A 13,588-nucleotide genomic window follows, 5' to 3' on the forward strand; every position below is an offset into this window, starting at 1 on the left:
GTGGGCCAGCTGTTCGAGGCGCATCACGACGGATCGTCGTTGTATGCGCCGGGTGCCGCCGCCGGGGTGAACCTGGGTGATCGGGTGTCGGTCTTCGTCCGGGTGCCGGCGGGTGCGCGGCCGGTCGACAAGCTGTGGGTACGCTCCACAGCCGACGGTGAGCCGCGCTTCTCCGAGGCGGTGGTCGACCGGCAGGATCCGAACGGGGACGTGTGGTGGCGGGGCGAGGTGGAGGCCGGTAACCCGGTCACGCCGTACCGTTTCCTGCTGGCCGGCGGCGACTCTGCTGCTGCTGACGGCTCTGCTGCTGGCGGGTCTGCTCGTGGCGGGGGCGGGCGGCGCTGGTTGACCGGGGCCGGCGAGGTCGACCACGACGTGCCGGACGCCACCGACTTCCGGCTCGTCACCCACGATGCGCCGCCGGCCTGGGCCGCCGACGCGGTGATCTACCAGATCTTCCCGGACCGGTTCGCCCGGTCGGCTGCCGCTGACGGGCGGGAGCTGCCGGAGTGGGCGATCCGGTGCGACTGGGACACCCCGGTCGTCGGGCGCGGGCCGGAGACGCCGCACCAGTTCTACGGCGGCGACCTGGACGGCATCCGGGAGCGGCTCGACCACCTGGAGCGGCTCGGCGTCAACACCGTCTACCTGACGCCGATCTTCCCGGCCCGGTCCAATCACCGGTACGACGCCGCCGCGTTCGACCACGTCGACCCGCTGCTCGGCGGGGACGAGGCTTTGGCGCGGCTGTCGGCGGCGGTGCACGCTCGCGGGTGGCGGCTGCTCGGCGACATCACCAGCAACCACACCGGCGACGCCCACCCGTGGTTCACCGCCGCCGTGTCGGACGTGTCGTCGGCGGAGCGGGAGCTGTACTACTTCGGCGACGACGGTGATTACGAGTCGTGGCTGGGTGTGAAGTCGCTGCCGAAACTCAACTGGGGCAGCGCTGAGCTGCGGCGACGGTTCGTCGATGGGCCATCCTCGGTGGCGCGGCGGTGGCTGTTGCCGCCGTACGGGTTGGACGGTTGGCGGATCGACGTGGCGAACATGACCGGCCGGCGCGGTGCCGACGCGCTCACCCTGGAGGTGGCAGCGTTGCTGCGTCGGGCGGTCGCCGAGACCCGGCCGGACGGGCTGATCGTCGCCGAGCACGGGCACGACTTCACCCGTGACCTGGACGCCGACGGTTGGCACGGCACGATGAACTATGCCGGGTTCACCCGGCCGGTGTGGAGCTGGCTGCGGTCACCGACGCTGGAGTTGCCGGACTTCCTCGGCGTACCGGGTGGGGTGCCGGCCCGGTCCGGGTCGGCGGCGTTGGCGACGATGCGCGCCTTTGGGGCGTTGGTGTCGTGGCGGTCGTTGGTGCATTCGTGGCAGCTGCTCGGCTCGCATGATTCGGCCCGAGTGCGGACGGTGGTGGGGGACGCGGGGCGGCAGGAGGTGGCGGCCGGGTTGCAGTTCACGTTGCCGGGGACGCCGATGGTGTTCGCCGGGGACGAGTTGGGGTTGCGGGGCGACAACGGGGAGGGTTCGCGGACGCCGATGCCGTGGGATCGGCCGGGCTCGTGGGATGAGGCGACGTTCGGGGTGTATCGGGCGTTGGTGGCGTTGCGTCGGGGAGGTGCCGGAGCTGCGGCACGGCGGGCTGCGTTGGGTGTACGCCGATGACGACGCCCTGGTCTACTTGCGGGAGTCGCCGTCGGGGTCGGTGTTGGCGTTGGCCCGCCGCGCGGCGGGCGCTCCGGTGCGGTTGACGGGTCTGGTGGCCCCGCCGGACGTTGCTGCTCCGGCACTGGTCAACCTGTACGGCGGGGCACCACCGTTACGCCCCGCCGCCGACGGCACCCTGACCCTGCCGGCCACCGGCCCCACCTTCCAGGTGTGGCGCCTCCCCTGACGCCACATCCTGCCCGGTGAACGCAACGAGTTGCCCATCGAACCCATCCGCTGATGGTGATTCCGGCAAAACCAATCGACACCTCGGCTGCGACATTGTCGACCGCGACCTGATCCGGGCGAGTCCTCGCTCGTCTATGCGCGGAAGTCGAACCCGGGCCCGGTTGGACCCAAAATCGACGCGATGTAACGACCTGATAAGGGTTGGTTTTCCTGGTGGTGGTGTAATAGCTTAATCTTCTTTTGGGTTCATGGCGCCTTTGTTCTGGTTCGCCTTCAACTTGATGACGACGGCGATCATGCCAAATGCAAACCCGAGAATTCCGAGCGCAGATGTTTTGCTCTCTATCTCATTGAAATTGACAAAAAACGATATTATGCTTAGTGAGGTGAAGATTACTGCCAGTAGAGTGCAGATGTACCGTATGGCTCGCAACAATTTCTGCCCTTGGGTTAGTAGTTGCTGTTGTGTTGAGTGAATGCCACTTGGCTCGCCGTAACCCAATGGGGCTTCGGCGAGCCAGTTTGGCTTGCTCTTGAGTTCTTTCTGTAGCTAGTGTCCGCTGCACCAAACTGGGCCAACATACGGATGGCTTACGATGACGCCGTTGCTATTCGAGCAAAAGCCCAGAGCGCCCGCACCGATGGCAAAAAGGCCTGTAACAACGGTGGCCGCGATTGTTCCAACTACGGGGAGGACGATTGCTACTATCGCGGAGAATCCGGCGCCCGCATTCATTGCATTCGTTATTTTGCTGGTTGTGGTTGCGGTGAAGTGAACCTCCATTCCCCACCAGTAGTAGATTACTCCGTTGTGAAAGATGGATGGATTTGCTGGAAAAATCTGCAACTGTTCGTTTGTCAGAAGTTCTCCGCGAAGGACGGCTTGGTTAAGTTCGTCCAAGCTTGCTACGACCTGATCGAACGTCTCCGGGTTGATTCCCGAGTCGGCCGCGGTAGTTTCTAGCTCAAGTGTTCCATCGTCCGCTCGCACAATGCTTGGTGTTAGTCGACTTGTTGCTTCTGCGAAGGCCTCGGCTGCCGCCTGAAGGCTCGGATGTGTAATTACCGCCGGTTGCTCCGGTGTGGCTTGGGCCGAGCTTGGATTGATCAGTCCGAAGGCAAGTGTTAGCGCTACTCCGGTGGCCGAAACCGCTAGTCGTTGCATCCCTCGTATCATGAAGCCTCCTGGTTCGATGGTGATCGATTAGCAGCTTATGTAGCTGAGTTGGTAGGGAGGCAGCCCTCCCTCTCTGTCAGGCTGAGTTGAGACAGGTCGTCTACCAGGGGATACGCTCCCCGGACGGGTCTGAGGGGAGATCATCAGCATGGCAGACAAGTCCATCGGTTCCGGCGATCTGGACGCCAAGCCGGTTCGTCGGACATTCACCGCAGAGTTCAAGGCCAGGATCCTCGCGGAATACGACGCGGCCCCCGACGCTGCGGCCCGGGGTGCGATCCTGCGCCGGGAACGCCTGTACGGATCACACATCCTCGACTGGCGAAAGGCCCGTGATGCGGGCGCAGCGGCAGGCCTGACCGACCGACGCCAGTCCGCCGAACGGACCCGGAAGAACACCGAGTCAGCCGAACTCGCCCGGCTACGTCGACAGAACGCCCGCCTCGAGAACGAGCTGACCAAGACACGCACAGCACTGGACATCATGGGAAAAGCACACGCGCTCTTGGAACTGCTCTCCGAGAGCGCGGACACCGCGACACCCCCGCCGTCCTCGACGAGGCGCACACCGCGCTGACACCACTGTGGGGCACCGCCGCGGCGTGCCGACTGACCGGCCTGTCCCGAGCCACCATCTACCGCCACCGCAACCCGACACCGCCGAAGCCCCGGACACCCCGCAGACCACCACCGTCCGCACTGACCCAGGCCGAACGACAACAGGTCCTCGACCTGCTCAACAGCCAGCCCTACCAGGACCTGGCACCCGCACAGGTATGGGCACGTGAACTCGACGAGGGCCGCTGGTGGTGCTCTGAGTCCACCATGTACCGAATTCTGCGTGCCGCCGGACAGAACGGCGAACGCCGTAACCAGGCGACGCACCCGGCCCGCACCAAGCCGGAACTCGTCGCCGACGCGGCGAACCAGATATGGAGCTGGGACATCACGAAGCTACGCGGACCCGTCAAAGGCGTCTGGTACCACCTGTACACCGTGATCGACATCTGGTCCCGCTACGTCGTCGGTCACCTGGTCGCCGCGCACGAGGACGGCCAACTGGCCGAAGCGCTGATCGCCGACGCCGCCGCCCGCGAACGCGTCGACCCCGACCAGCTGACCGTGCACGCCGACCGGGGCGCGGCGATGACCTGCAAGACCATCACCCAGCTCCTCACCGACCTGAAGATCGGCCGTAGTCACAGCCGACCCAAGACATCCAACGACAACCCGTACATCGAGGCGAGCTTCAAGACCTTGAAGTACGACCCGACGTTTCCCGACCGGTTCGGGTCGATCCAGCACGCCCGGCAGCACTGCGAGGCCTTCTACACCTACTACAACCACGAGCACCGGCACTCCGGGATCGGGCTGCACACCCCCGCCTCGGTGCACCACGGCACCGCCGGACAGATCCGTCAGCAACGGCAACACACCCTCGACGCCGCCCGCGCGGCCCACCCACACCGGTTCGGCCGCCGACGGCCCCAGCCGCCCCGCCTACCGGACCGGGCATGGATCAACAAACCCGACAACACCGCCCCCGACCAGAGCACCACCCCGCCCACGAACACACACCCAGCAACACAAAGCTAAGAAAGATCAAGAATCTGTCTCACTTGACTTGACCGGCTCCGCCTAGCCTTGGCGCAATCTTGAGACAGCGACCGTTCGGTGGTCCCATGCTGTGGAATTGGGAGAGTAGCCCGCTGTTGGCAATTAAGTGGCAGGCTGGCTGAAGCGGGGATGGAACCGCCGCAACGCAATATGCGGTAAACGCCGCCTGGGAGACAGCTGCTGCGGCCCACATGCCTGCAGTCAAGTATTTGTCAAACGTTGCATCCCACGCAACTGACATCTCATCGTTGCTCTCGAAGTTGAGTGGCTGTTCGACCGGATCAACCGACTCGATGAAGGATGGTGTGATCGCTCTGTGATCCGCTGGGCTCGCTGTAGCTGCTGTTGAGAATGATAGGCAGATGCTTGTTAGTGCGACTAGGAGAATAATGCTTCGGGCTACTCTGATGACTGCGTGCAAGACCTCACCACTCCTTCATGTTGCCTCGATTCGTCGACCGTACCTGGGTGTGTGGGGTGCTTCAAGGCGTTGCGCGAGTGGATCATGACTATTTGTAAATACTCGGAGTGTTCGCTGTGGACTGAGTAACTGCTAAAGTTTGTTCGAGTATTGGGTAGTCTTGACCGTGTTTGGAATATGTGATACTGATCCTATCGTGACTAGTGCGCTGGCCGCAATTTGCCAGCTGACCAGGGGTAATCGCGGTTGAGTAGAGTGCGTTGGTGTAACCAGCGAGCGCGATCCTGGTGGTGGTGTCGCTGGGTCGAAGGTGTGACGGGGCGGTTGTGAGGCTGTAGGGAGGCAGTTACAGACCGGCTTGCCGGGCCAGGGTGCCGGAGCCGGGCTGTCCTGTCAGGACTTCTATCGTCGGTCTGGACGACTTGGACCTTGGCGAAACCTAGACGAGTAGTTCCGAAGTCAGGGGTCGATGTCCGGGCATGAGGAGAGGGCATCCAAGATCATGTTGTGACGCAAGACCTGGACACCCTCTTGACCGCACTGTACGTGAAGATCGACGACAGCATCCGCACGCCCCGGTGGCGCGGCAGACCACCACTGCTGACCGACTCCGAACTGGTCTGCCTGGCCGTGGCGCAGGTCCTGCTCGGCGCCCGTTCCGAAGCCCACTGGATCCGCTACGCCCGGGTCCACCTGGCCGGCATGTTCCCCTACCTACCGCAGCGGCCCGGCTACAACAAACGGCTCCGCGCCGCCCTCCCGCTGATCAAGAAGACGATCCGGAACCTGGCCCGCGACAGCGACTTCTGGTTCGACAACCACTGGATCGTCGACTCCACCCCGGTGCCGTGCGGCATGTCCCGCCCCACCGTGCAACGTTCGGACCTGGCCGGCTGGGCCGGATACGGCTACTGCGCCTCCCACTCCCGGTTCTTCTGGGGACTGCGCCTGTACCTGGTCTGCACCCCGACCGGGATGCCGATCCTGTGGGCCCTGGCGAACCCGAAGATCGGCGAGCGGGAGGTCCTCGCCGCGATGCTGGAGGTCGAGGCCGGTGTCGTCGCCGAACACGACGGCATCCTGTTGATCAGCGACAAGGGCTTCGCGTCCGGACCACTCGAGCGGGAACTCGCCGACCAGGGCATCACCCTGCTACGCCCGTCACGCAAGCGGGAGAAGGCCCGCTACGGCGAACCGATGCTCAAGAAGGTCCGGCAGCTGATCGAGTCGGTCAACGACACCCTCAAGGGCCAGCTTGATCTTGAGGAACACGGTGGGCGGACCTTCGTCGGCGTCGCCGTACGGGTGGCCCAGCGACTCCTCGCGATGGCCGCCGCGATCTGGCACAACAACAAGACCGGCGCACCCGTCACCCGGTCCCTGATCGCCTACGACCACTGACGGGACTTCGGAACAACTCGTCTAGTCGGTTCGACTGGTGAGGTCTGCGAAGGGGGTCCAGCGTACTGTGTCGTCTTTGTCGCGGGCGGAGGCCAGGCGGACGGCGAACTCGTCGGCGACGCCGGGGGTGCTGGCGAGCAGTGGCACGGCGGCGGCGATCATCTTGAGTTCGCGGGCTTCGCGGAGGGTCGGCCAGGCGTGGTCGGTGGTGACGTCGTAGCCGTACGCCGAAGTGAGCGCCTGGTGTGCGCCGGCCCGACCGAAGCGGATCTCGCCGACGGCGACGGCGGCCAGGTCGACCTGCCACGGGCCGATGCAGGTCGGGTCGAAGTCGCAGAGGACTACGCGGCCGTCGGCTTCGCGGAGCAGGTTGCCGACGTGTGCGTCGGCGTGGACCAGGCCGCGAGCCTGGGCGTTCAGGTCCGCGATGCGTGGTGCGAGCTGGTCGCACCAGTCCAGCAGGACGTCTCGGTCGTCGGGGTTCAGCGCTTCCGCGTCGGTGAGACGGGTGCGGACGTCGCCGACCGGGTCCCACTCGGGCAGCGGGAACGGCGGCAGGCCCAGGGCGTGGAACTCGCGGAGTACCTGACCAAGTTCCTCGACGGTCGGCGGTCGCGGCGTGGGAGCGACGAGCCGCCACACCGTTGCGGAGAGGCCGTCGACCCGTACCGGCTGCTCGATGTCGAGGGCGAGGCGGATGGTGGGGGCGTCGACTGCTGCGAACCAGGTTGCCAGGCGGGCGACCTTCAGCGCCCGGTCGTGCAGGGCGTGGGACCTGGTGATGCGGATGACGAGGCCGGCTGAGGGGAGCGCGTACACGGCGTTGTTGGTCAGCCGCAGCAGCTCGGCGTCGTCGGCGGCGACGCCGAGTTGGGCGGCGATCTGGTGCATTGCCGCTCTCATCGCCTGCTCGGTGAACCGCCCGGCCGATCCGGTCATCAGCTGCCCACGCCTACCGCAGCTACGGTGCGGGAGAAGTCGGCGACGGTGGACAGGCGCTCGTGGCGCTTGAGATCCCGTCGCAGGTTGTGGATGCGGTCCAGGATGCGGGGCGAGCTGAGCTGCCGGGCTTGTTCGATGACGCGGGCACCGACGGCGACTGCCTGCTCGGGCTCGTCGGCCAGGAACAGTGAACTGCACAGGCTGACGCCGTTGAGCGCGCTGCTGCGGACGTTCTGCGAGCCGAAGGTGTCGATGGCTTGCGCGACAGTGCGGGTGGCGGCCTCGCCGTAGCGGTTGCTGTTGTCCATGCGGGCGAGGTCGCGGTATACCCGCCCGTACTGGGCGAGGAGTTCGCCGCGGTCGTAGAAGCGCATCCAGTCCGGTTCGTTGTCCGGGTTGATGCGGTCGAACTCGTCCGTGGCTGCTCCGAGCGCGCGTGTTGCCGACGGCCCGTCGCCGAGTGCGGCGAGGGAGGCGGCCTCGGCTCCGTGGAGCATCGCGCTGACAGCCGGGGTGACCTGCCGGCCTACCTCGTCGCGGGCCAGCCGAAGCGTCTCCAGCGCATCCTTGTTGTGCCGCAGGTGCTGGAACTGGCGGGCCTGGCAGTAGCGCACCCGTGCGGTAAGCAGTACGTCGTTGGCGGCGGCGGCCAGCCGCTCGGCCAGGAGGAAGTGCCGCTGCGCGTCGAGATGCCGGCAGGCGTCAAACGCGGTCCAGCCGGCGAGTTGCCGAGCTGACGCGACGGACCGCAGTAGCCGTGGGCCGAGCGTCGTCGGGTGCGGCTGGTCCAGTAGGGCTGATGCGGAGTCGGCCAGCTGTGCGACGTCGCGGTGGAGCGCGCCGCCACCGCGTTCGTAGTCGATGGACCGGTAGAGGGAGATCACGGCGTCGAGCCGGTCAACGTCACCGTGTCCGAGTCGACGCGAACCGCTGTCAGCGGAGCCGCCGAGCAGACCTGCCGATGCTGCGACTGCTGTGATTCCCCGGAGCAGGGCGCGACGGTTCGCATCCGGTTCTCCGGCCGTCAGGTGATCTGGCATCTGCTCGGGTCGCATATCGTCCTTCGGGAGTCCGCCGGTCGGGTCGGTCTCCGGTCCCGCCGGTCGAGGGTAGGCCCTTTGGACCAGGGCGACTGTGGTCCTCAGCTCGCGTGCTGGCCGGAATCCGAGTTCGTCGTCGGTGTCGGCGTTGAGGGCGATGCGTAGGGCGGTGCGGTAGTCCTCGGCGGGGTAGCGGATCTTGCCGTTTTCGAGTTTGCCCAGGTAGTTGGCGGTGAAGGCGCTGTGGGCTGCCGGTCCGGGGTCGGGGTAGAGGATCTTGTTGACGGCGTCGGCGAGCTGCCGGCGGGTCAGGCCCAGGCGTTCGCGTGCTGCGGTGAGTGGATGGTTCTGCATGACACCCCCGATGTGTGGCGCACGATCTGATGCGTGGTGGCGCGAACTGCCTGTGGCGGTAATCGATTTTGGACAGTATCCCACCTGGTGAATGCCGCCTTCAACCATCTGTGTCGAGCAATTCCGGGCCCTGCCAGGGAATGCGTCAACGACGGATTGTCAAGAGGGGAGGCAGGGGATGGTTCTCGCAACGGGAAGCATCCCTTCCAGTAGTGCGGGAGCGTGGCCACCCACCGCTGGACGCCAGCGCGACCGACGGCGGCAGGATCCGCGGAAGCCACGTCCACCGAGTCACAGGGTCTGCCGGCCCGGTCGGGGTCGGCGGCGTTGGCGACGATGCGGGCGTTCGGGGCGTTGGTGTCATGGCGGTCGCTGGTGCATTCGTGGCAGCTGCTCGGCTCGCATGATTCGGCCCGAGTGCGGACGGTGGTGGGGGACGCGGGGCGGCAGGAGGTGGCGGCCGGGTTGCAGTTCACGTTGCCGGGGACGCCGATGGTGTTCGCTGGGGACGAGTTGGGGTTGCGGGGTGAGAACGGGGAGGGTTCGCGGACGCCGATGCCGTGGGATCGGCCGGGTTCGTGGGACGGGGCGATGTTCGGGGTGTATCGGGCGTTGGTGGCGTTGCGTCGGGAGGTGCCGGAGCTGCGGCACGGCGGGCTTCGTTGGGTGTACGTCGATGACGACGCTCTGGTCTATCTGCGGGAGTCGCCGTCCGGGGCGGTGTTGGCGTTGGCCCGGCGTGCGTCGGGTGCTCCGGTGCGGTTGACCGGCCTGGTGGCCCCGCCGGACGCTGCTGCTCCGGCCCTGGTCAACCTGTACGGCGGCGCACCACCGCTGCGCCCGGCCGCTGACGGCACCCTGATCCTGCCGGCGGACGGCCCCACCTTCCAACTCTGGCGCCTTAGCCTGAAACACCCTCCTGCCTTGGCGGCGCTGCGAAGCTCGACGCCTGCCACCTCTACATGCGAGTCAGAGGTGGCAGGCGTACAGCTCAGCAACAAGATGCGCCACGGCTGGCTGCCGTCATGCGGCGACTCATACCAGGTCCCGACTTGATGGTCTGCGTACACCAGATTGTGGCCAGGAGGTGCGGCGAGTTGTGCCCGGTAGCCTTGGACGGTGGGGTTTCCACGACGGCCAGGATCTTGTCCACGCCCGCGACCAGGGCGTCGCCATGGTGGTCGCTTCCGTGCCCAAATGACCGGAGAAGCAGTGGATTGCAATGATCGACGTGGTCGCTGGTGGGGACAGCGGGGGAGTCTATGACGAGCGACGCCAGGGACTGGTCTGGTCTGGTTTGGTCCGTTGCCGACCTGCTGCGCGGTGACTACAAGCAGTCCGACTACGGCGCTGTGATCCTTCCAATGACGGTGCTGCGTCGCGTGGACTCGTTGCTGGAGCCCACGAAGGCCGACGTTCTCTCCCGTCTCGACCAACTCGGTGCGGAAGGAGCGACGGATCGTGACGCCACGTTGTGCGCAGTCACAGGGCTGCCGTTCTACCACACCGGCCCGCTGACCTTCGGGGCGTTGGCCACCAACCCGGACACCTACCTCCAGGGTTTCTCGGCTGTAGTGGCCGACTTGCTGGCTGCATTCGACTTCGGCCTGCAGGTAACCCTGCTGCGGGAGTCCGGGTTACTGGTCCGGGTGGTGGAGCGGTTCGCCCAGATCGATCTGGGGCCTCGGACAGTAAGTGACCGTCAGATGGGTGAAATCTTCGAGGAACTCGTTCGGACCGTGGCCGAACTCAGTAGCGAGATTGCTGGAGAGTACAACACTCCGACGGACGTCGAAAGGCTCATGGCTGCCTTGCTGCTGGCTTCGGACCGCGAGACCGGCGGGCTGACCGTTTACGACCCAGTCTGCGGCACCGGCGGAACTCTTCTCGAGGCCACCCGGCAGATCAGGGAACGCAATCCGTTCGCCACCGTCGAGGCGTACGGGCAGGAGCTCAACCGGCAGACGTACGCGATTTGCCGATCCACGATGCTCATGAAGAACATGAATCCCCACCACATCGTGCTCGGAGACACGCTGAGCCAGGACCGCTTTTCGGCGGCCCAGTTCGACTATCTCATCGCCGTGCCGCCGATGGGCGTCGAGTGGAAGAGGGCCGAGCAGTTCGTCCAGAACGAGGCCCGGCACGGCCACGCCGGGCGGTTCGGAGCGGGCTTGCCGCGAACTAACGACTCATCCTTGCTGTTCCTGCAACATATGCTCGCGAAGATGAAACCACTGGACGCCGGCGGTAGCCGGATCGCGGTCCTCTTTAACGGATCTCCCCTGCACACCGGCGCTGCCGGGTCTGGTGAGTCGGATATTCGGCGCTGGATCCTGGAGAATGACCTGCTCGAAGGAGTCGTCGCGCTGCCCGATCAGCTGTTCCCCAACACCCGCATTTCCACCTATGTCTGGGTGCTCACCAACCGCAAGGAACGGGAGCTGCAAGGACGGGTCATCCTACTCAACGCTCGCGACGAGTGGCAGCGGATGCGAAGGTCATGGGGCGACAAGCGGAAGTACGTTGCTGCTGAGCAGGCCGATCTCATCGTTGCTGCCTACCGCGATGCGCTCTCTGTCTCACACAATCCGCAAGATTCTCGCCACCTCCGGCTCCGGGTACTCGCCAATGAGGACTTCGGCTACCAGCGTGTGGTCGTCGAACGCCCGCTGCGAGTACGGTTCGACCTCACTGAGAGGAACCACGCCAAGCTCACCAAAGGCGCGGAGGGCCTCGCGGCTGTGCTGCGCCCGCTGATCGGGTCGTCTTGGAAGAGCAGGAGTAAGGCCCTTGGCGTCCTGCGCGCGACCGCGAAGGCCGGTGGACAGGACTGGCCCGACACAGCGTCTTTCAGCGCCCTCGTGAGTCGGACGCTCCGGACCCGGGACCCGCAGGGGGAGATCCAGAAGAACCGTGGACTGATTGAACCCGATCCCGCGCTGAGCGAGGTGGTCAACCTCCCGCTACACCGTGACCCGGACGGCTACCTGAACGACGATGGGCATCCGGACGCCTGGATCGAGCGCGGCAAGATCAGGATCGGCTATGAGATCCGGCTCAGCCACTTCTTCGTCCGCACGCTCAACGCGAACTTCGATCACCTTGGGCGCTTCGCGCGCCAACGAACGGCCAAACCGGGTTTCACCGGCGTGGACAGCGGCGGAAGTGGCTGGCCGCACTTGACCGCGCAGAACCTGCACACCGCCGACTCGGCGGTGGCGCTCCCCGAGATCCTGGTCTCCGCGACGTCGGTACCGAAAGCAACGTCCCTGACCCTTTGCGAGGGCGGCGACTTGGTCGGATTGCCGGGCAACTGGCGTCTACTGCCAGCCAATTTCGGCGAGGCGGTTACCGCGATGTTCGTGCTCCAGCCCTCCGAAGGCCACGGGCACGTTCTCGCCGAATGGCTGAACTCTCGTCCGGACGACGCGACCACGTTGCGGATGACGTCGAGCCAACTGTTGGACACTCCGGTCCCGGTCGACATGGTCAGACCGGAAATTGAAGACTTCCTGGAAGTCGTACAGGAGGGCCGGCACAAGATGCGCGCGACGGCCGCCAGCACCCTGCCGAACGTCTTTGCCGGTCCACAGACCGACGTCCAGCGGCTGCGCGACGAGATCCGGTCAGCGGCCAACGAGGCCTGGCTGATCGCTGATCTGATGCGCCCAGTCGAGGACCCTGTCGGTCGGGCCGAGTGGAGCTATCCGTACCACATTGCCTCGCTTGCCCGGCGCTACCGGATCGGTACCCACCCGGCTGAGCAGAAGGACGGCCTACTCAAACTCGGCGAGGGCATCGCCCGAGTGCTCGGCATTCTTGCTCTCAGCGAGATCGCCGCCCACGGCGAGATTGACGCTCACCTGCGTCGGTCGTTCCAGAAGGGTGCCACGTTCGGCACATGGACAACGGCCATCCAGAAGTTTGTCGAAAGTGTCAACGAGCCGAGCCTGCCCGACCTGGCTCGGCTTGCGGACCCAGACGGCGTGAGTGCCCTGCTAGAGAGGATCCGGGAACTCCGGAACGACACGCACCACTCGCATGGCATCCGTGCCGGCTTCGAGATTGAGAAGGATGTCCGGGCATTAGACCCTCACGTCGTCGCCGTGATCACCTCTGTCAACTGGCTGGCCGGCAACGCTTGGGACTGGGTAGAGCGCTGCGAGTACCTGGACGAGTCCTCCTACCGCATCGTCGGCCTGACGCTGCGGGGAAGCCACCCCGGCTGGGAGCCGTTCGACCGACCGAGTACCTATCCGCAGAGGCCCCAGCGCGTTTACGTGACCGGCTCGGGTGGAATCCCCATCACCCTCTGGCCGTTCGCGGAGGTCAGCATCTGTGAAACCTGTCAGACAAGGGAGCTCTTCCTCCTAGATCAGTGGCTGGAAGACACTCTGATCTTACGAAGCCTGGAGGAGCACGAAATCACGCTGACCTACTCCGGGCGGACGTAGCCCCGAACGAGCATTTCGGACGAAGCCCCAGCTCTGGTATCGCGGCTTGCGATCAAGTTGCAAGGTGCTGTACTTTGCGGACACCCTCGTCGTGGGAGCGTGATGTCAGACAGTACGCCCTATTCTCGCGAACATAGTGATGCTCCTCTCCTCGTCCCGAGCCAGAGAACACCCGAGGACACCCCGCCTGTAGGACCTTGGGCTGCGCCGTCTGAACTCATCGGCAGCGTGTCACCTATCCGTGTGGGACTGAGCGCCTTGGCCAGGGGAGGTA

At 65.4% G+C, this 13,588-nt stretch carries 10 protein-coding genes; 8 read left to right on the forward strand and 2 right to left on the reverse strand.

Annotated elements, in window-relative coordinates:
• The 6 genes from O7553_RS01805 to O7553_RS01830 all read left to right on the forward strand — a co-directional run bounded on the left by O7553_RS01805 (window position 1) and on the right by O7553_RS01830 (window position 6,521).
• A complete protein-coding gene (locus tag O7553_RS01805) occupies window positions 1–1,674 on the forward strand; it encodes a glycoside hydrolase family 13 protein (protein WP_281553166.1) in 1,674 nt (557 codons plus the stop codon).
• On the forward strand, window positions 1,628–1,903 hold the full coding sequence (locus O7553_RS01810) for a hypothetical protein (protein WP_281553167.1): 276 nt from the start codon (window positions 1,628–1,630) through the stop codon (window positions 1,901–1,903). Before O7553_RS01805 ends, O7553_RS01810 begins: the two co-directional genes overlap by 47 nt.
• A 588-nt stretch (window positions 1,904–2,491) precedes the next feature.
• On the forward strand, window positions 2,492–2,869 hold the full coding sequence (locus O7553_RS01815; protein ID WP_281553168.1) for a hypothetical protein: 378 nt from the start codon (window positions 2,492–2,494) through the stop codon (window positions 2,867–2,869).
• A gap of 361 nt (window positions 2,870–3,230) precedes the next feature.
• Window positions 3,231–3,659 (forward strand): hypothetical protein, encoded by a 429-nt coding sequence (locus tag O7553_RS01820; RefSeq protein WP_281553169.1) that lies wholly within the window; start codon window positions 3,231–3,233, stop codon window positions 3,657–3,659.
• A 41-nt stretch (window positions 3,660–3,700) separates the two neighbouring features.
• A complete protein-coding gene (locus tag O7553_RS01825; protein ID WP_281555420.1) occupies window positions 3,701–4,678 on the forward strand; it encodes an IS3 family transposase in 978 nt (325 codons plus the stop codon).
• A 949-nt stretch (window positions 4,679–5,627) separates the two neighbouring features.
• Entirely contained in the window at window positions 5,628–6,521 is an 894-nt protein-coding gene (locus O7553_RS01830; protein ID WP_281553035.1) for an IS982 family transposase, read from the forward strand.
• A gap of 21 nt (window positions 6,522–6,542) precedes the next feature.
• On the opposite strand, the gene O7553_RS01835 is transcribed toward O7553_RS01830, so the two are convergent.
• Entirely contained in the window at window positions 6,543–7,460 is a 918-nt protein-coding gene (locus O7553_RS01835; RefSeq protein WP_281553170.1) for a phosphotransferase, read from the reverse strand.
• Window positions 7,460–8,857 carry a hypothetical protein gene (locus O7553_RS01840; protein ID WP_281553171.1) on the reverse strand — a complete coding sequence of 466 codons (1,398 nt, stop codon included), beginning with the start codon at window positions 8,855–8,857 and terminating at the stop codon, window positions 7,460–7,462. The genes O7553_RS01835 and O7553_RS01840 overlap by 1 nt, the downstream gene beginning before the upstream one ends.
• Window positions 8,858–9,193: 336 nt before the next feature.
• Between O7553_RS01840 and O7553_RS01845 the strand changes: the two genes are divergently transcribed.
• Window positions 9,194–9,913, forward strand: coding sequence for an alpha-amylase family glycosyl hydrolase (locus O7553_RS01845; RefSeq protein WP_281555421.1), 720 nt, complete (start codon window positions 9,194–9,196; stop codon window positions 9,911–9,913).
• Between the two features lie 206 nt (window positions 9,914–10,119).
• A complete protein-coding gene (locus tag O7553_RS01850; protein WP_281553172.1) occupies window positions 10,120–13,314 on the forward strand; it encodes a class I SAM-dependent DNA methyltransferase in 3,195 nt (1,064 codons plus the stop codon).
• Window positions 13,315–13,588 lie beyond the last annotated feature (274 nt).

The sequence above is a fragment of the Solwaraspora sp. WMMA2059 genome (assembly GCF_027497315.1).
Lineage (GTDB): Bacteria > Actinomycetota > Actinomycetes > Mycobacteriales > Micromonosporaceae > Micromonospora_E.